The sequence below is a fragment of the Agrobacterium sp. SUL3 genome (genome assembly GCF_001263295.1).
Taxonomy (GTDB): Bacteria; Pseudomonadota; Alphaproteobacteria; order Rhizobiales; family Rhizobiaceae; genus Agrobacterium; species Agrobacterium tomkonis.
The window spans coordinates 74,231-92,299 of sequence record NZ_KQ414511.1; the positions used below are offsets into that span (position 1 = coordinate 74,231).

Sequence of the window (18,069 nt, forward strand, 5' to 3'; positions counted from 1 at the left end):
ACAGGGCAGGGTGCCGTAAGGCATTCCCTTCAAAATAAAGGTCGAGGAAACCGACATGAGCGATATCGCAGAACGCGTAAAGAAAATTGTAATTGATCATCTTGGCGTTGACGCCGACAAGGTTGTCGAAGGCGCCAGCTTCATTGACGATCTGGGCGCTGATTCGCTCGACACCGTTGAACTGGTCATGGCTTTCGAAGAAGAATTCGGCGTTGAAATTCCCGACGACGCAGCTGACTCGATCCTGACCGTTGGCGACGCCGTCAAGTTCATCGAGAAGGCCCAGGCCTGATCGACCTTCATGGGGGAGGTGCAATATCCTCCCATCTTGGCCCGGCTCGTCCGGGCCAATGTTTTATAGAGAGACGGTACGTGCCCGAACCGGCGCGCGTTCCGGGCTCCGCATAAGCTTCCCGGCCGGAAACGGTGCGTGGCGAAAACTGTGCGGACATTCGAAATGCTGCAGCGTCCCGCAAACGTCAGTCCATGGCGTCCGGCGTTGCAGAGAAGACCGATGATTTGGATAAGGGCGGAGCGTTGGCGATGAGGCGTGTCGTTATCACCGGTACCGGCATGGTATCTCCTCTTGGATGCGGAACGGAAGTTACCTGGGAAAGGCTGTTGGCCGGCCAGAATGGCGCCCGTCTCGTGACTGAATTCGAAGTCGAAGACTTGCCGGCAAAGATCGCCTGCCGCATTCCCGTTGGTGATGGCTCCAACGGCACATTCAATGCCGATGACTGGATGGAGCCCAAGGAACAGCGCAAGATCGATCCTTTCATCCTGTACGGCATGGCCGCCGCCGACATGGCGCTTGCCGATGCGGACTGGCATCCGGAAACGGATGAAGACCAGATTGCTACCGGCGTTCTGATCGGCTCCGGCATCGGCGGCCTGGAAGGCATTGTCGAGGCGGGTTATACGCTGCGCGACAAGGGTCCCCGTCGCATTTCACCATTTTTCATTCCCGGCCGCTTGATCAATCTCGTATCCGGCCAGGTTTCCATTCGCCACAAGCTGCGCGGCCCGAATCATTCCGTGGTAACGGCCTGCTCGACCGGCGCACACGCTATTGGCGACGCCGCCCGGCTGATCGCGCTCGGTGATGCCGATGTCATGGTTGCCGGTGGTGCCGAATCGCCGGTTTGCCGCATCGCGCTTGCCGGTTTTGCCGCCTGCAAGGCGCTGTCCACCCAGCACAATGACGACCCGCAGAAGGCATCCCGCCCCTATGACCGCGACCGCGACGGTTTCGTCATGGGCGAGGGCGCCGGCATCGTCGTTCTGGAAGAGCTGGAACATGCCAAGGCGCGCGGCGCGAAGATTTACGCCGAAGTCGTCGGTTATGGCCTCTCCGGCGATGCCTACCACATCACGGCGCCTTCCGAGGACGGCGAGGGCGCGTATCGCTGCATGTTGATGGCGCTGAAGCGCGCCGGCCTGACGCCTGATGATATCGACTACATCAACGCCCACGGCACCTCCACCATGGCCGATACGATCGAGCTTGGCGCAGTCGAGCGGCTGGTCGGCGATTCGGCTTCGAAGATTTCCATGTCTTCCACCAAGTCGGCCACCGGCCATCTGCTCGGTGCGGCGGGTGCGATCGAAGCAATCTTCGCGACGCTCGCAATCCGTGACAACATCGTTCCGCCGACGCTGAACCTCGACAATCCCGATGTCGAGACGAAGATCGATCTGGTGCCGCACAAGGCGCGCAAGCGGCAGGTCAACGTGGCGCTCTCGAACTCCTTCGGTTTCGGCGGCACCAACGCCTCCCTCGTGCTGCGTCGTTACGAAGCCTAGAGCATGTCTCCCGAAACCGCGCTGCGGTTTTGGGGTAGAGACTTGCCTGAAACACAACCCAAATCGCGATGGATCTGCCATCGCGATGGCGCCCCCGCCGCAAGCCGTCTCGGGCGGTTGCGGCTTTCTCCTGCCGGGTGCTGAAACAGGGCGCTCTTCCCTTGAAGAACGCCTTGCGGTCTGCGAAAGCCATTTCGATTTTCGCGCCGATATTGTAGTCGTTTACGGGAGATGATTTGCCGGTCTCGGGGTAATTTCCCCGGTGCGGGCGAATTTCAGATCACAGACGGCTATAGCTGACCGGGTTTTGCCCGAAACGATGTTTCGTGAAGCCGGAAAAGAGGCATTCACAATGTCTCCATGTGGTACAGGAAGATATTCCGAACCTGTTTTTGCCGCATTACCTGCGCAAAAAGCGCTGACAACGCCGAACTGAAAAGGACCGACGGTGAGCGACACGAACCAGAACAGCCAGGGACCATACGGACAGAACGGCGCGGGCGAAGGCAATCGCGGCCCGATCATTCCGAAATCCCCGACCGAGGCGTTGCGCCCGGAAAAGGTGCCGGCCCCGCCGAAGCGCTCCCGCAAGGCTCACGGACAGCTGGTGATCTTCCTGAATTTTCTGATGACGCTTGCGGTTGCCGTCTGTGTCCTGGCCATCGCCGCGTTCTATTACATGATCAACGCGTTCCAGGAGCCCGGTCCGCTTCAGACGAACACGCATTTCACGGTGCGTAACGGCGCCGGCATTATCGAGATCGCCAATAATCTCGAACGCAACGACGTCGTTTCGAATGCCCGCGTCTTCCGCCTGATGACCGGCAGCTACCTGCAAAAGGACCAGACGCTGAAGGCGGGTGAATATGAGATCAAGGCCGGCGCATCGATGAAGGACATCATGGTGCTGCTGGAATCCGGCAAGTCGATCCTTTATTCCGTGTCGCTGCCGGAAGGCCTGACCGTCAAGCAGATGTTCGCGCGCCTCGGAGCAGACGAGGTTCTGGACGGCGAATTGCCCTCCGCCCTGCCGCCGGAAGGCAGCCTGCGCCCGGATACCTATCGCTTCACCCGCGGCACCAAGCGCGAAGAGATCATCAACCAGATGAGTGCTGCGCAGGACAAGCTGATCGACATGATCTGGGAGCGGCGTGACCCCGACCTGCCGATCAAGACCGTCGAGGAATTCGTGACGCTTGCCTCTATCGTCGAGAAGGAAACCGGCAAGGATGATGAGCGCGCCCACGTCGCCTCCGTTTTCTATAACCGCCTGAAGAAGGGTATGCGCCTGCAATCCGACCCGACGATCATCTACGGTCTGTTCGGCGGCGACGGCAAACCGTCCGACCGGCCGATCTACCAGTCGGACCTGCAGAAGCAGACGCCGTTCAACACCTATGTGATCAAGGGCCTGCCGCCGTCACCCATCGCCAATCCGGGCCGGGCGGCGCTTGAGGCGGTTGCCAATCCGTGGCGCACCGACGACCTTTATTTCGTTGCCGATGGTACGGGCGGCCACGTCTTTGCCAAGACGCTGGACGAGCATAACGCCAATGTCCGCCGCTGGCGCAAGATCGAGGCGGAAAAGGCGGCAGCCGGCGCCAATCCGGATGTGGCCGTGGATGGCCAGCCGGGTGGCGCAGAGGCGGAAAAACCGACCAACAACTGATAATCCTGACCGGGCCCTGCCAAACGCAAGGCCCGGTTTTGTAAGGCATGACGGGGGCTTCCAGATATGACATTGCAATCGATGACCGGCTTTGCGCGTAGCGAAGGAACATCCGGCCGTTACCGCTGGGCGTGGGAATTGCGCTCGGTAAACGGCAAGGGGCTGGATATGCGCCTGCGCCTGCCGACCGGTCTGGAAGCGCTGGAGACGGCCCTGCGGGAAATTGCGGGCGGGCACCTTTCCCGTGGCAACATCCAGGCGGGATTGACGCTGGCCATTGCGGAAAACCGGCTGGAGGCTGTCATCAATCGTGATGCTCTCGCCGCTGTTCTGGCGCTCAAACAAGAGCTTGGTGATGTCGTGGAAGACAAGCCGCTGAGCTTCGATACGCTGCTGTCACTGCGCGGCCTCGTCGATTTTCGCGAGGCGGAAGATGACGCTGAGGCGCAGGCTGCGCGCAACGCCGATGTGCTGGCCGGTTTTGCTGTTGCCATTGAGAAGCTGAAGGACATGCGCGAGCGGGAAGGCGCTTCGTTGTTTGCCATCCTGTCCGGGCAGATCGACAGGATCGAGACGCTTGTGGAGCTTATTGAAAACGATCCTTCCCGCCAGCCGGAACAGATCGCGGCAAGGCTTGCCCAGCAGATTGCCCTGATCGGCGAGGGCATGCACGGTCTGGACCGTGACCGTCTTCACGCCGAGGCGGCGCTGATCGCCACCAAGGCGGATCTGCGTGAAGAGCTGGACCGGCTGCGCGCCCATGTGCAGGCTTCGCGCGAGCTTTTGGCAAATGGCGGGCCTGTCGGCCGCAAGCTCGATTTTCTTGCACAGGAATTTAACCGCGAGTCGAATACAATCTGTTCCAAATCGAACGCCAGTGCGGTAACCGCAGCAGGCATAGAGCTGAAAGTGGTTATCGACCAGTTCCGCGAGCAGGTCCAAAATCTGGAGTAGACCCCATGGCCCCGGTGAATGATTCTCCCGTCACGATTGCCCGCAGAGGGCTGATGCTGGTGATTTCTTCACCATCGGGCGCGGGCAAATCCACGATTGCCCGCAACCTGCTCGAGAAGGACAAGAATATCAGCCTTTCCGTCAGCGTCACGACGCGCCCGCGCCGCCAGAGCGAGATAGAGGGCATCCACTATCACTTCATCTCCAAGCGTGATTTCGAGCGCCTGCGCGACAACGAGGAACTGCTGGAATGGGCCGAGGTCCACGGCAATTTTTATGGCACGCCGCGTGAGCCGGTGGAAGTAGCGATGGCCGCCGGCCGCGACATGCTGTTTGACATCGACTGGCAGGGCGCCGAGCAGTTGCAGGACAAGATGAAGGCCGACGTCGTCTCGATCTTCATCCTGCCGCCGACCATGACCGAACTGCAATCACGCCTTCACCGCCGGGCAGAAGACACCGAAGAGGTGATAAAGACCCGGCTCATCAATTCCCGCGCTGAAATCGAGCACTGGCGCGATTATGACTATGTCATCCTCAACGACGACCTGCAGGCGGCCTTCGAAGCCGTGGAGGCCATCGTAAAAGCCGAACGCGTCCGCCGCGACCGCCGTCACGGCATGTTCGATTTCGTGCGGGCGCTGCTCGAGGAAGAGCCGCAGCTCCGATGATTTACGCTGCGGTTCTGCGCGCCAGCCATTGACGGCACAGTCGCTCGTCCATCGCGTCCTCTGCCCATCCATGGCCCGCGTCGATCGTCTCCAGTACGACCTCAGCAACGGCAGAAGCCAGTTGCGCGGCCAGATGCGGAGCATCGGAGGGGTGACGCCGGTCGTCACGGGCGCCCGCAAGCAGAAGTACGGGATATCCTGCGAGATTTGGAAGAGGCTGCTCATACCTCGGAGATAACGGGCGAAGCAGGATAGCGCCTTTTGACAGATAGCGGTCCTGACATATCGTTTCAGCCGCGATGATCGCACCGTTAGAATATCCAACGAGAAAGGGTCTTTGCCCCGTCTGCTGAAACACGAAGGTGACAAACCGGCATAGTCTGGAGGCTTGATGTTTCAGATCGTCAATATCGAGCTGTCTGTCAGGCTTTCTACGAAAAAACGCGAAGCCATCCTCCCAGGGAACAGCCCCTCTCGGCGCATATAAGATGCCCTTAGGAAAGGTGGCGCGGCCAAAGGAGATGAGGTCGTCTTCCGTTCGTCCCGATCCATGCAGCAAGACAACCGCGCAGTCGGGGGGGTCGGTGGGAATGTCGAGCTTGTAGTGAAAACCGGCATTCTCCACGCGCTTTGTTCCTCTATTCGCAGGGGGCCACGAACCTGTGTCCCACCGTTCAGAACAGTGCATCACATGGCGTATTTACAGGCAATTCGCCAATGTCACGAATTCCTCGACCGACAGCGTTTCTGCCCGCCGTGTGGGGTCAATGCCCGCCTTTTCCAGCAATGTTTCGCCGCCAAGGCTCTTCACGCTCTGCCGCAGCATCTTGCGCCGCTGACCGAAGGCGGCTTCAGTCACTTTTTCAAGCTTGGCGACATCGCAAGGCAGCGGCTTGTCCTTGGGCAGCAGGTGCACGACGGTGGACGTCACCTTCGGCGGCGGGCTGAAGGCCTGCGGCGGGACGTCGAAGGCCATTTCCGATACCGTGCGCCAGCCGGCGAGAACGCCGAGGCGGCCGTAATGATTGTCGCCTTCTTCAGCCACGATGCGTTGGCCGACTTCCTTCTGGAACATCAGCGTCATGGAGAGCCAGAAAGGCGGCCACGCCTTCGGCAGAAGCCAGTTGACCAGCAATTGTGTGCCGACATTGTAAGGCAGGTTGGCGATGATACGCACCGGTTCACCGGCGGGAATCATCGCCTCGAAATCGGTCTTGAGGGCATCGCCCTCAATCACCTCGAGACGCCCTGGATAATGCGCTTCGATTTCCGCCAGCGCCGGCAGGCAACGGCTGTCGCGTTCGACGGCGATGACCTTCTTTGCGCCGAGCGAAAGAATGGCGCGGGTGAGGCCGCCGGGGCCAGGGCCGACCTCGATCACCGTCACGCCTTCGAGCGGCCCCGCTGTCCGGGCGATCTTCTGGGTGAGGTTGAGGTCGAACAGGAAGTTCTGCCCAAGGGATTTCTTCGCATCAAGCCCATGGCGCTGGATGACATCGCGCAGCGGTGGCAGTCCGTCTATGGCCGCCATTATACGACGGCCCGGCTACGGGTGTAAATTTCCGCCGCCATCCTCAGCGCCGCCACAAGGCTCGCCTCATTGGCGATGCCCTGGCCGGCAATACCAAAAGCGGTGCCATGGTCCGGCGAGGTGCGGATGAAGGGCAGGCCAAGCGTGACATTGACCGAATCGTCAAAGCCGAGCGCCTTGGCCGGAATGAGTGCCTGATCGTGATACATGCAGACGGCGACATCATAGCGCTTGCGGGCTGCGTCATGGAACATGGTATCGGCGGGCAGGGGCCCGAAAGCATCGATCCCGTCTTTGCGTAGCCGCATGGTCGCCGGATGAACCACGTCGCGGTCCTCGGTGCCAAGCGCGCCGTCCTCGCCCGCATGCGGGTTAAGCCCGGCAACCGCCAGACGCGGCGCTTCAATTCCGAATTTCTGCCGCAGATCGGCATCGATGATGCGGCATGTCTCGACGATCAGCTCTTCGGTCAGCGCGGCTGGTACGTCTTTGACGGGGATGTGGATCGTGACTGGAACGACGCGGACCTTGGGGCCAGCAATCATCATCACCGGCATCACCTGCTCGCCCGTTAGGCGTAAAGCCAGATCAGCCAGAAATTCGGTATGACCGGGAAATCCGAAACCCGCTTCGTAGAGCACGGATTTCGCAATCGGATTGGTAACGACGGCTGCAGTCTTGCCCTCAACGGTCAGGGAAACGGCTGTTTCTATCGCCTTGATAGTCGCATGTGCTGCTCCGACATGCGGCTGGCCCGCCTGAACCTCGAACCCGACGGGAAGAGGCAGGATTGGGAAAGCGCGGTCGAAAACGCTTATGGCATCCGCCACATCGCAGGTCTCGATATTGACCGGAATGCCGGTGAGCGCCGCCCGGCTCGCCACCACATCGGGATCACCGATAAAGATAAAGGGTGGCAGACCGTTCTCTTGGCGTCTGGCCCAGGCGGCGATGGCGATATCGGGGCCGATACCGGCTGGATCTCCCTGTGTCAGGGCAAGCGGCAGGAATGCATGTGTCACGGAAAGACCCGGCTTTCGTATCAGTATCAGGTGTTGACGATCTGCGCCTTCTTGCGCAGCTCATCCATATACTTCTTTTCGTTCGGGTTTTCGCCGTTCTTGGCCTTCATCAGGTCTTCCGACTTGAACACCATTTCCGCGGCATAGTCGTCGGAAACCTGACGCTGCTTGCAGATGGCTAGATATTCGACACCCTTTTCGGTCACACGCGTTCCGGTGGTGCCGCCTTCCTTGGTTTTTTCCACCAAAGCCTTCCAGTCTTCCGGAAGCTCAGGCGCGAGAATGCGTCCAAGATCCTTGATCGCCACATCGCGCATGGTCGCAGCGAAGGTCATGGCCTGGTCGCAGCCGGGATAACGCTTGCGCGAGGCTTCAGCCTCGGACTTACGTTTGCCGGTAATGGAATTGCGCTTGGATTCCGGGATGACGAAGATGACCTGCTGCAGGAAATATTCGGTCGTGACCGGCTTGTCGCCGCGTTCCTTCAGGCGGGTAACGAGATCCTGGTTCGACATCTTGCCGCGTGCGCCATAACGGGCGTTGACAAGGCGGGGCCAGCTCATCTGCACGGCGATGAAGGCCTTGAAATGGTCAGCGCCGACGCCCGCCTGTGACAGCACCTTCGTCAATTGCTCCGGTTTCATCTTGTTGTTGCCGGCAAAACGCGCAAAAGCGGCATCGACCTCATCAGTGCTGACCGACATTTTCACACGACCGATTTCCTCGCGTTTCAGCACCTCATCGACCAGCTGTTCGCGCGCCTTTTCGTTGAGATTGCCGGACTGGCGCTGCAGCTTCAGGAAGGCGACGCGTTTGGCAATATCGTCATTGGTGATGGGTGTCTTGTTGACGACGATCTTGACCGTGGCGTCGGCGAAGGCCTGGCCGGTATAGGGCACGGCGGCCATGGGAACGGCAAATATCGCAAAGGCGAAAGCAGCGCCACGCAAAGCCGTCTTTCCGAAATTCATCATGTCCTTCTCCCTTTCGTCGGGCAGGGCCTGTCTCCCTGTCCCGCCAGTCTGTTCTGCCTGACGGTGGAAATTTCGCATTCCCCGGCCTGTCAGACCTGCATTTGCGCGTCCGCGCCGCGATTTTGCCACGTATATATCATCGCGATCCGCAAGACGGCAATGTGTCGGTTTGTTGAAAGAAAACCCGATAGGGGTCTATACCCGGCCGACACTGGCGTGTTGTTGCGGCGAAACCGTGACTTTTACTGGCCGAACGGCAAAAAGGCGGGTCACGATGCTGCGTGACCAGCCTTTAAACTCAGTAATTATTCGGCTTCCAGCCGATATCCATATCGGCCCAGTCTTCGTTTGCGGAACCGACACTGATGTCGCCGAGCGTACGGAACGCCAGGCGGGCATTGATCGACCAGTCATTGGCGGCCTGCCGAGTGGAATTGATGTTGCCCTCGTTGGAATAGCTGACCGTCAAGATCGTGCATTCGTCCTGGTAGGCAATGCCGATGCGGCGCTCGGAGGCAAACTTTCCGTTCAGATCATAATTGATCGAGCCGAAGAGCGACCAGTTGTCATCCATGCGCAGCATGCCGGAAGCCTGAACGATATCCCGGTCTTCGGTGTAGCCGTATTTCGGCTGCGCCTTGACCTGCGTATAGCTGACCTTGCCGGTAAGGCGGCGATCCGAATAGCTGAGGCCCGTCTCCGACCGGTTGATGTCGAAGTTGTCCTTGTCGAGACGCAGGCTTGATGACAGCGAAAGGCCGATCGGCGCATCGAATGCCGCCATGGCAACGTAGTCCGAACGGTCGGATTCGAGGCCGGAATCAGCGCCGACATTGGCCAGATCATAGGAAGCGAAGGAATTTTCGCCCGCCAGATGGAAAGACTGGCCGACAACGGCGCGAACGCCGTAGCCGTTGTCAAACGTGCCATTGTAGCGGAAGCCAAGATTGGCGCGTGTACCGCCCTCGATCCGGTCGAAACCGGAGAACTTGTCACGCTCGAACAGGTTGGTCGCATCGAATACGAATGCCTGTGCATCTTCGTTTGGAAGACGGCCGGAATATTGCTCGTTCGGACGCACGAAGATCTGCGCGATCGGTTCGATCACGTGGCTGCTGTTGAGCGCCGTGAAGAGCCAGGGATAACGCACTTCCAGACCGCCGGTGACCATGCCGCGAAACGCAGCATCGTCATGCATCATGCCCTCATAGGCATAAGATGTGCCGCCCGACGTAAAGCTCGACGGAGACATGTCCGTCCACAGCGCATCGCCGCGTGCAGCGAGGATCGGTGTGATCTGCAGACCGCTATCCATGGTGAAGGTGCGCTTCCACTCGGCTTCGGTGGAAAGGCGCGTATAGTCACCCTCAAGTCCGTTAAAGCGCGAATATCCGCCCAGAGCGTACGCGTCCTGCTTCAGGCGGGTGATGCTCGTCAGGTTGGTGGTCAGCGAAAGCTCGCCGCCATAGATCGGATCAGGCACGAAATAACGGTAATCGACGACCGGATGAACGATCGCCTGCTTGCGCTCTTGGGATTCGGTATCGTCCGTATTCTGAACGTTGAAATAATAACCACGGGCGTCGAAGCTGTTTCGTGCGCTCGCGCCACTGAGGTAGATCTGGTTGGTCTGGACGTCGTTCTTGTAACCCTTCAGCCCATAGGTGCGTGAAAAGTTGTTGTCGGTCTGCACCATGGCATCCCAGCCGAATGCCCAGCGCGGATTGATGCTGAAATCACCCTTGCTGGCGATCATGCCGCGATTGTCGTTGAGAGCGTCGCTGGTTCCGGCCGTGAAGGTTTCGGATTTCAGCTGGCTGATGCCAGCGACCGTGACCGTGTGCATGCCGGTTTCGAAACGCTGGCGCAGTTCCGCCTGCAAGAGCAGACCCTGCGTCGTGTAATAGGTCGGCGTAACCGTCACATCCGAAGTGTCGGAAAGGACCTGGAAATAGGGAACGCCGATGCCAAAACCGAGATTGTCGGTAATGCTCATCTGCGGGAACAGGAAGCCTGATTTGCGCTTCACCGTATTGTCCGGAACCGTCAGGAACGGCACATAGGCGATCGAATGGCCAAAAAGCTGCAGACGGGCTTTTTCCAGCCGGATCGTATGGGTCTTGCCGTCCTGGACGACGCGTTCGGCCTTGACCTGCCAGAGCGGCGCCTTTTCAGGCTTTGCGGCGCAGGGCAGACAGGCGGTATAGACGCCGTTGTTGAGGACCATCAGGTCGCCTTCGAGACGTTCGGCGCTTTCACCCGCGATGCGGGTATTATCCGGAGTCTCGACGCGCAATGCATTGACGAAACCCTGACCGAAGTCATCGGTAACGTCCATCTCGTCGGCATAGATCTTGTTGCCGCCGGGCTCTATCAGCTCGATATTGCCATGCGCGATGACGCGGCCGGTCTGCTGATTATATTCCACTTGCTGGGCCACCATGCGGTAGCCCGAATATTTCATGCGAACCACGCCCTTCGCGATGACGCGCTGGGAGTCGCGATTATAGGTCAGTTCATTTGCTGTAAGCAGGAGTTTCGAATCGTCTTGGCTTGCCGACGCAAGCACCCCGCCCTGGCCGAAAGCGACCGGGCTTGATGCCAAATACGCGCACACAGCGGCACCCGTCAGAAGGGCCGTCCAAAGCCGCCTGATATTCCCGCGGTCAATTACCGCCACTAGCCGTCCTCCTGATGAAGCAGAATGGTTGCCCCCAAAGCCAACGCCACGATGACTGGAACCCAGACCGCGACGGTGGGAGGGACAACACCACCACTCCCGAATGCCCTTACGAGCACGGTTACTACATAAAGCACGAAGCCGGAAACGATTCCACCCAGAATCACGGAGCGCGATTGGGCGAAGCGGCTGAACTTTAATGAAACGGTCGCGGCGATCAAGGTCATCGCAACCAGAAGCAGGGGCGTCGATAGCAGGAAATGATACTGCGTCTCAAGCGCTTTTGAAGACAGTCCAAAAGACTTTGCAACTTCGATCTTGTGAGAAAGATCAAAGAAAGCAACGGTTTCCGTCTGCGTCATGCGTTCCTGCACGAATTCCCGTCTCAGATTGGTACTGATCCGCGTGCTCTCTTGTCGAACTGGCACATGTCCGGCGCGGGTTTCCGTAACGCCGTTAAGAAGCCAGTAACCATCTTCCAATTTAGCCGACTTGGCATCCTGCCGCGAGACGATGTTTCCGTCCTTGTCGAGGTGGATCAGAACCACATCGAGCAGCATCGTTCCGTTGTCCTCGAAGCTCTTGGCGCCGATAATCGTGTCCTGGCCGCCGCTCGCCTGACGCATCCATGGAATGATCTGCTGCTGGCGGCCGCCATTGGCTTCGTTGCGCCATCCCGCTTCCATAGCCAGCGACCGGTTCTGGCCCCATGCGGCGATGGGGTTCAGAACGACGACGGACAGAATACCGAGAAGGACCGATCCCAGGACGAAGGGAAGGATGAATTGCCAGGCGGAAACACCTGCTGCGCGCGTGACAACCAGTTCGTAACGTCGATTGAGCGAAATCAGCGTCGTCATGCCCACGAAAAGGGCGATGAAGGGAACGGTCTGCTGCAGGATCAGCGGCAGCCGAAGTGCTGTCAGGCCAAGTGCGCCCGGAACCGAATAGCCCGGCACACTGGACATGCGCCTTGCCGTCTCGCTGAAATCCGCGAGATAGATGATCGACGATACGCCGAGCACGAACCAGACGGCCGTCATCAGATATCGTTTCAGGAAATACCGGGCGAGGGTGTTGAAAATCATGCGTTGCCGCTCCCCGAATTGCGTGCCAGCCGGCTGGAGAACAGGCGACGCATGCGGCCAGCCGCATCCGCGATAATCTTCGGTATCTTCGGCTTGCGACCGGTTATCAGGATGAAGGCGGCCGCAGCGCCGCTGAGACCCGGCACGGCATAGACCAGCGGAATGAAGGCCGCGCTCTGCTTGACCTGGTTGGTGACGTAAAAACCAAGCCAGCGCAGCATGAAGGCCGTCACCAGCGCGGCGACCATCGGGTGCATGCGCGCCTCGCGATGCGAACGGGCATCGGCGGCGATGACCAGCGAGATCAGCGCGAAGGCAAAGGCGAACATCCAGTCCGACAGGCGCTTGTGCAGCTCGCTGCGGAAGTTTTCCGGAGACCGCTTGTAACTCGCATTGTTCTCATCTGGCGACAAAAGGAAGCCGAGGCTGGCATCGCCCGGAGACAGCGAGGGTTCGGAATCCTGCTTTTCCGACATGGTCGAAAGATCGAAGGCATAGGACAGGAACTTGACGATCGACACCTTGCCATCAGGGGTCTTCTGCTGCACTTCGCCGTCGCGCATGGTCAGCGATGTACCGCTCTCATCGATCATGCCTTCCTTGGCATAATAGATGAGATCGAAATTCGGATCGCGGCGGTCGGCGACGAACAGGCCCTTGAGGATACGGCCCTGCCGCTGGGCGATCTGCACATAGAGACCGTCCTGAATAGTGCGGAAGGTCTTTTCTTCGATCACCGAGGACAGGAGGTCGGCATAGGCCGCGGCCACCATCTGCCGGGCGGAGTTACGCGCCGGCGGCTCGATGAAATTGGTGATGGTGAAGGAAAGCGCGCTCAGTACGGCGGCCAGAATGAGAACCGGGCGAAACATTACCGAACGCGGCGATCCTGCCGCATCGATGATGGCAAGCTCGGAATCATTGTTCATCGCCGTAAATGTCTGGGTGATGCCGATGACGAGGGCGAAAGGCAGCACAACGGGGATCAGCGTCGGCAGGATCAGGGTCGCGAGCGCCATGAAGGAACCCATCGACTGGCCTGTATCGGTGACGAGATTGATTCTCTGGAGAACCTGGATGGTCCAGATGATGGCCAGCACCGGCAACAGCGCGACCAGAAACATCTGCGTTGTCCGCCGCAGGATATAGTTCTCGAGAAGCTTCATACGGCCCTGTTCGACATTGTTTTCCCGTGCGCTTGCCCGCCGGATTTCCGCCTATCTAATCGCATCGTTTGCAATTGGCTATTCCGGCGTGCTCACAAATATGTTTTGCACGACGATTTTTCCATCGCCTGTGTCTTTTTGTGGAACAAGCTGTCGGTTTCATGACGTAATCGGCCCATCCGCAAAAATGTCATTCCTTTAACGAATGTGGACCTTTAAGGAATGTCTGCCTTTAAACAATGCAGGCCTTAAAAAATGTAGGGTTGCGCCGGGGGCTGAAAAGGCCATGATCGTGCGCATCATGCAATTTGACCATGAAGAGCAGGAAAACATGTCCGCCAAATTCGATATTTCTTTCGCCAATTCCGCTTCGCTTGAAAATTCCCTGGCCGTTGTGCTGCAAGCCTCCGGTGAGGCGCAGGCTGCCGCCGGTGCTTCCGAGGCCGATCCGGGTGGCGTGATCGAGAGGGCGGCGAAGATTGCGGGATTTGCCGCAAAATCCATGACGACTCTCGATGTGATTGCGCCGCAGGGGTCGAGCGCCGACCGGTTGCTCGTCATCGGCCTCGGCAAGCCGGCGAAACTTGTCGCACATGACTGGCTGCGTGCCGGCGGCACTGCCGCCGCCAATTTCCGCAAGGCAGACAAGGTCGCCATCTATCTCGACGCTCCGGGCGTCGAAACCAGCGCGCAGGCCGCTGCGGATTTCGCGCTGGGCCTTCTGCTGCGCGCCTATAGTTTCGATGCCTACAAGACCAAGAAAAAATCCGACGACGAAAAGACCCCGAAGAAAGTCGATATCGTCATCGTCACGGCCGCTCATCAGGAAGCGGAAAAGGCCTTTGCCGTCTCCGAGGCTGTTGCGGGTGGCGTTCTCCTGGCGCGCGACCTTGTCAACCTGCCGCCGAACGTTCTCGGCCCCGTCGAATTCGCCGAAAAGGCGGAAGAGCTGCGCAAGCTGGGTGTTGATGTCGAGATTCTCGGCGAAAAGGACTTGAAGAAGCTTGGCATGAACGCGCTTCTCGGCGTGGCGCAGGGCTCGGCCCGTCCGCCCCGGCTTGCCGTCATGCAATGGAACGGCGGTTCCAAGAAGGATGAACCCATTGCTTTCGTCGGCAAGGGCGTCGTTTTTGATACCGGCGGCATTTCGCTCAAACCCGGCCTCAATATGGAAGACATGAAGGGCGACATGGGCGGCGCTGCCGCCGTGACCGGCCTGATGCATGCGCTTGCGGCCCGCAAGGCGAAGGCAAATGTCATCGGCGTTATCGGTCTCGTGGAAAACATGCCCGATGGCAATGCCCAGCGTCCGGGCGACATCGTCACGTCCATGTCCGGCCAGACCATCGAGATCATCAATACCGATGCCGAAGGCCGCCTGGTTCTGGCTGATGCGCTCTGGTACACCAAGGAGCGTTTCAGCCCGAAATTCATGATCAACCTTGCCACCCTCACAGGCGCGATCACGGTTGCGCTCGGCAATCTTCAGGCCGGCCTTTTCTGCAATGACGACGAGCTTGCTGCGCGTCTTGCCCAGGCCGGTGACGCGACGGCCGAAAAGCTGTGGCGTATGCCGCTCGGCAAGGATTATGACAAGATCATCGATTCCAAATTCGCCGACATGAAGAACAGCTCGGGTCGCTTGGCCGGTTCCGTCACCGCCGCGCAGTTCCTCAAACGCTTTGTGGGCGAAACGCCGTGGGCGCATCTCGATATTGCCGGCACAGCGATGGGATCGCCCATGACCGAGATCAACCAGTCCTGGGGATCGGGCTACGGCGTGCGGCTTTTGAACGAACTCGTTCGCGCCCATTACGAAGATTGATGCGAGCGGAGTTCGAAATCTGCGGATGACTGAAATTCTGTTCTACCATCTGACGGAATCGAAGCTCGAGGATGCGCTGCCGCCTTTGCTCGAAAAATCGCTGGAACGCGGCTGGAAGGTCGCGATCCAGACGGTGGATGAGGAGCGCCGCGATTTCCTCGACGCGCATCTGTGGACCTTTCGTGACGACAGTTTTCTGCCGCACGCCACGGATGCGTCTCCGGCGCCGCAAAGCCAGCCAATTCTCCTGACAGCCTCGGAAGTCAACGGCAACGGCGCAAATGTCCGCTTTCTGGTGGATGGCGCCGAACCGCCGGCGGTGGAGGCCTATGAGCGCGTCGTCTTCATGTTCGACGGATATGATGCCTATCAGCTTGAAATGGCGCGAAACCACTGGAAAAGTCTGAAGACCGAAGGCCACGCGCTGACCTATTGGCAGCAATCGCCGGAAGGCCGCTGGCAGAAAAAGGCCTGATCGAAGGGTTCTCACACAAATAGACCGGCAAAAATTCGCATGTGGCGTCGCCTGCCGGTTTTTGCATGATGGGCCGAATCGAACGCATGGCCGTCTGATCCGCCCGGCGGGTTGCTGAGGGTGGCGTTGGCACGGCCGAAACAGCGGAAGGACATCATCATGGGGCAGGCGATTTCAAGGCCGGACGGAGAAATGGAGCGTCTGGTCGCGGTGCGGTCCATCATGTCCTTCAAGAATGCCGAGATGCCGGAACTGGAAGTTTTGTCTCGATTGGGGCAGGGCGTCTTTGACGTCCCGCGTGCGGCTGTCCACATCATCGATGAGGATTGGCTCCATATCGCCGAACAGGCCGGAATGCAGCTGTCGGAATGCCCGCGCGATCTGTCGATCTGCACCCGCGTCATTGCCAGGCAGGACGTGGTCGTCATTTCCGATCTGACCCAGCACCCGGATTTCCGCTTCATGCCCTATGTCAAAGGCGGTCCGGAATTGCGTTCCTATGCCGGCGCGCCGATCGAGCTGGAACCGGGTCTTGTCGTTGGCGCCTTTTGCCTCGTCGATACGATGCCGAGAAAATTCTCCCACAACGAAATTGACAATCTGAAGCATTTCGCGCTGCTGGCGGCTGCACTCCTGCGTCTCCAGAAGGCCAACTTCACCATGAGCCTTGCCGAGCGCGAATTGCGCGATGCGGCGATGACCGATCCGCTGACCGGTTTTTATAATCGCAAGGCGCTGGAGGCGATTGTCGATAGCCAGCTCGGCGCGGCTCTGCGGGAAAACGAGACCTTCGGCGTGCTTTATCTCGATCTGGACGGCTTCAAGACGATCAACGATACGTTCGGCCATCCGGCGGGTGACCGGGTGCTGACCGTCGCCGCCGCGCGCATCCGCAACGCGATCCGCAGTGGGGATACGGTGGTGCGCATGGGTGGTGACGAATTTGCCATTTTCATGCCCCATCCCGGCACCTCTGAGGTGATGAACGGCATGGCGGACCGGCTTCTGGCCGCCTTCCGCGAAAACTTCGATGTCGATGGACAGGCGGTCGGCGCGCGTCTCAGCATCGGCGGCGCGATTGCCCCGCAGGCGGGCGCGGATCGCGCCACGCTGTTGCGCAGCGTCGATGAGGCGCTGTATCAGGCAAAAAAATCAGGGCGCGACCGTTTCGTCAGCCGCGCCCTTTGATACATCTTTCGTCCGAAATTCTTTCGGCTTCTCAGTCGTAGAAGGAATCCACGAACTTGTGGCGGCCAAGCAGGAAGGCGTCGGCGACATGCGTCAGCGGCGCAAGATCGACGTCTGAGCGGCCCGCCTTGATGATCTCGGCAAAACGCTCGTAAAGCGCTGGATATTCCCGCTCGGGCGCGGTGAGTTTGTCTTCGCCGTTGATCGAGAGCTTGGCGCCGCCTTCCGAAAGCACCATTCGTCCGCCGGCCGTTTCGGCAACGATATCCCAGCTCTGCTTGCCGGTCTGGCGCCAGTCGAACTCGGCACGCAAAGGCATTTTCGTCACGTCGGAAAAATGCAGTTCAGCAGCGATCGGCGCGTCGCGGTTTTCCGGGAATTCCAGCGTGGCCTTGGTCAGGAACAGCGCGCGGGGCAGGATATGGGTGATGATGGAAAGTGCGTTGATGCCGGGGTCGAAAACGCCAAGGCCACCCGCCTGCCAGATCCATGCCTGGTTGGGGTGCCAGTGGCGCACATCCTCTTTCCAGATTACATGCACGCTGTCGATTTTTGTGGAAGCCAGAAACGCCTTGGCCGCTTCCACCGCCGGCGCGTAACGCGAATGCCAGCTTGCAAACAGCGAAAGTCCCTTGGAATCCGCAAGGCGGACGAGATCCTGCACCTCGGAAAGCGTCGCGCCCGGCGGCTTTTCGAGGAAGACGTGCTTGCCGGCATTCAACGCCGCGTAAGCCGCCTCGTAGCGATATTGCGGCGGCATGCACAGCGACACGGCATCGATATCAGGCACAGCCTCCAGCATGGCCTCGATTGTGCCATAGGACGCGACGCCGTCCACGGTGCCGTGACGGCTTGCGGTGCAGATCAATTCAAAATCCGGATTGCCTGCAATGGCGGGAAGATGCTGGTCGCGAACGATTTTTCCGACGCCGACGATGGCAAGCTTGGTGGCTGACATGAAGTGGAACCCGTCTGAGTGCTGCATGGGATAAAGTGTGATTTTTACAAGTTTTTAGCAGA

At 59.3% G+C, this 18,069-nt stretch carries 16 protein-coding genes; 8 read left to right on the forward strand and 8 right to left on the reverse strand.

Going from position 1 to position 18,069, the window contains the following annotated elements; translation table 11 throughout:
- Window positions 1-55: 55 nt before the first annotated feature.
- The 5 genes from AKG12_RS21505 (at window position 56) to gmk (ending at window position 5,100) form a co-directional block, all read left to right on the forward strand.
- A complete protein-coding gene (locus AKG12_RS21505) occupies window positions 56-292 on the forward strand; it encodes an acyl carrier protein (RefSeq protein ID WP_003502080.1) in 237 nt (78 codons plus the stop codon).
- Between the two features lie 251 nt (window positions 293-543).
- The gene (gene fabF / locus AKG12_RS21510) at window positions 544-1,806 is read left to right on the forward strand and encodes a beta-ketoacyl-ACP synthase II (RefSeq protein ID WP_046798965.1); all 1,263 of its coding nucleotides are present in this window, start codon (window positions 544-546) and stop codon (window positions 1,804-1,806) included.
- 448 nt (window positions 1,807-2,254) lie between these two features.
- Window positions 2,255-3,475, forward strand: a complete 1,221-nt coding sequence (gene mltG / locus AKG12_RS21515) for an endolytic transglycosylase MltG (protein WP_046798810.1) — start codon at window positions 2,255-2,257, stop codon at window positions 3,473-3,475.
- A gap of 66 nt (window positions 3,476-3,541) precedes the next feature.
- The gene (locus tag AKG12_RS21520) at window positions 3,542-4,429 is read left to right on the forward strand and encodes a YicC/YloC family endoribonuclease (RefSeq protein ID WP_046798811.1); all 888 of its coding nucleotides are present in this window, start codon (window positions 3,542-3,544) and stop codon (window positions 4,427-4,429) included.
- A gap of 5 nt (window positions 4,430-4,434) precedes the next feature.
- Window positions 4,435-5,100, forward strand: a complete 666-nt coding sequence (gene gmk / locus AKG12_RS21525) for a guanylate kinase (protein ID WP_052820351.1) — start codon at window positions 4,435-4,437, stop codon at window positions 5,098-5,100.
- A 1-nt stretch (window position 5,101) separates the two neighbouring features.
- Here the strand turns inward: gmk and AKG12_RS21530 are convergent, their stop codons facing one another.
- The 7 genes from AKG12_RS21530 to lptF all read right to left on the reverse strand — a co-directional run bounded on the left by AKG12_RS21530 (window position 5,102) and on the right by lptF (window position 13,561).
- The gene (locus AKG12_RS21530; protein WP_052820352.1) at window positions 5,102-5,725 is read right to left on the reverse strand and encodes an alpha/beta hydrolase; all 624 of its coding nucleotides are present in this window, start codon (window positions 5,723-5,725) and stop codon (window positions 5,102-5,104) included.
- Window positions 5,726-5,800: 75 nt separating this feature from the next.
- Entirely contained in the window at window positions 5,801-6,631 is an 831-nt protein-coding gene (gene rsmA, locus AKG12_RS21535; protein ID WP_046798814.1) for a 16S rRNA (adenine(1518)-N(6)/adenine(1519)-N(6))-dimethyltransferase RsmA, read from the reverse strand.
- A complete protein-coding gene (gene pdxA, locus AKG12_RS21540) occupies window positions 6,631-7,653 on the reverse strand; it encodes a 4-hydroxythreonine-4-phosphate dehydrogenase PdxA (RefSeq protein ID WP_046798815.1) in 1,023 nt (340 codons plus the stop codon). The genes rsmA and pdxA overlap by 1 nt, the downstream gene beginning before the upstream one ends.
- 26 nt (window positions 7,654-7,679) lie before the next feature.
- Complete coding sequence (locus AKG12_RS21545) at window positions 7,680-8,627, reverse strand: SurA N-terminal domain-containing protein (protein ID WP_046798816.1); 948 nt, start codon at window positions 8,625-8,627, stop codon at window positions 7,680-7,682.
- 298 nt (window positions 8,628-8,925) lie between these two features.
- Entirely contained in the window at window positions 8,926-11,307 is a 2,382-nt protein-coding gene (locus tag AKG12_RS21550; protein WP_046798817.1) for an LPS-assembly protein LptD, read from the reverse strand.
- A complete protein-coding gene (lptG, locus tag AKG12_RS21555) occupies window positions 11,307-12,395 on the reverse strand; it encodes an LPS export ABC transporter permease LptG (protein WP_052820353.1) in 1,089 nt (362 codons plus the stop codon). Before lptG ends, AKG12_RS21550 begins: the two co-directional genes overlap by 1 nt.
- Entirely contained in the window at window positions 12,392-13,561 is a 1,170-nt protein-coding gene (lptF, locus tag AKG12_RS21560) for an LPS export ABC transporter permease LptF (protein WP_052820354.1), read from the reverse strand. Before lptF ends, lptG begins: the two co-directional genes overlap by 4 nt.
- A 331-nt stretch (window positions 13,562-13,892) precedes the next feature.
- On the opposite strand from lptF, the gene AKG12_RS21565 reads away from it, so the two are divergent.
- The 3 genes from AKG12_RS21565 to AKG12_RS21575 all read left to right on the forward strand — a co-directional run bounded on the left by AKG12_RS21565 (window position 13,893) and on the right by AKG12_RS21575 (window position 17,049).
- A complete protein-coding gene (locus AKG12_RS21565; protein WP_052820381.1) occupies window positions 13,893-15,386 on the forward strand; it encodes a leucyl aminopeptidase in 1,494 nt (497 codons plus the stop codon).
- Window positions 15,387-15,411: 25 nt separating this feature from the next.
- Window positions 15,412-15,861: a DNA polymerase III subunit chi gene (locus tag AKG12_RS21570; RefSeq protein ID WP_052820355.1), complete on the forward strand. Its 450-nt coding sequence runs from the start codon at window positions 15,412-15,414 to the stop codon at window positions 15,859-15,861.
- A 159-nt stretch (window positions 15,862-16,020) separates the two neighbouring features.
- Window positions 16,021-17,049: a sensor domain-containing diguanylate cyclase gene (locus tag AKG12_RS21575; RefSeq protein WP_052820356.1), complete on the forward strand. Its 1,029-nt coding sequence runs from the start codon at window positions 16,021-16,023 to the stop codon at window positions 17,047-17,049.
- A 31-nt stretch (window positions 17,050-17,080) separates the two neighbouring features.
- Here AKG12_RS21575 and AKG12_RS21580 read toward each other — a convergent pair whose 3' ends face one another.
- The gene (locus AKG12_RS21580; protein WP_052820357.1) at window positions 17,081-18,007 is read right to left on the reverse strand and encodes a Gfo/Idh/MocA family protein; all 927 of its coding nucleotides are present in this window, start codon (window positions 18,005-18,007) and stop codon (window positions 17,081-17,083) included.
- Window positions 18,008-18,069: the final 62 nt, after the last annotated feature.

Coding starts and splice junctions, on each gene's coding strand:
- AKG12_RS21505 (WP_003502080.1), top strand. CDS start 56: ATGAGCGATATCGCAGAACGCGTAAAGAAAATTGTAATTGATCATCTT.
- fabF (WP_046798965.1), top strand. CDS start 544: ATGAGGCGTGTCGTTATCACCGGTACCGGCATGGTATCTCCTCTTGGA.
- lptG (WP_052820353.1), bottom strand. CDS start 12,395: ATGATTTTCAACACCCTCGCCCGGTATTTCCTGAAACGATATCTGATG.
- AKG12_RS21575 (WP_052820356.1), top strand. CDS start 16,021: ATGGGGCAGGCGATTTCAAGGCCGGACGGAGAAATGGAGCGTCTGGTC.
- rsmA (WP_046798814.1), bottom strand. CDS start 6,631: ATGGCGGCCATAGACGGACTGCCACCGCTGCGCGATGTCATCCAGCGC.
- lptF (WP_052820354.1), bottom strand. CDS start 13,561: ATGAAGCTTCTCGAGAACTATATCCTGCGGCGGACAACGCAGATGTTT.
- gmk (WP_052820351.1), top strand. CDS start 4,435: ATGGCCCCGGTGAATGATTCTCCCGTCACGATTGCCCGCAGAGGGCTG.
- AKG12_RS21570 (WP_052820355.1), top strand. CDS start 15,412: ATGACTGAAATTCTGTTCTACCATCTGACGGAATCGAAGCTCGAGGAT.
- AKG12_RS21545 (WP_046798816.1), bottom strand. CDS start 8,627: ATGATGAATTTCGGAAAGACGGCTTTGCGTGGCGCTGCTTTCGCCTTT.
- AKG12_RS21580 (WP_052820357.1), bottom strand. CDS start 18,007: ATGTCAGCCACCAAGCTTGCCATCGTCGGCGTCGGAAAAATCGTTCGC.
- AKG12_RS21565 (WP_052820381.1), top strand. CDS start 13,893: ATGTCCGCCAAATTCGATATTTCTTTCGCCAATTCCGCTTCGCTTGAA.
- AKG12_RS21520 (WP_046798811.1), top strand. CDS start 3,542: ATGACATTGCAATCGATGACCGGCTTTGCGCGTAGCGAAGGAACATCC.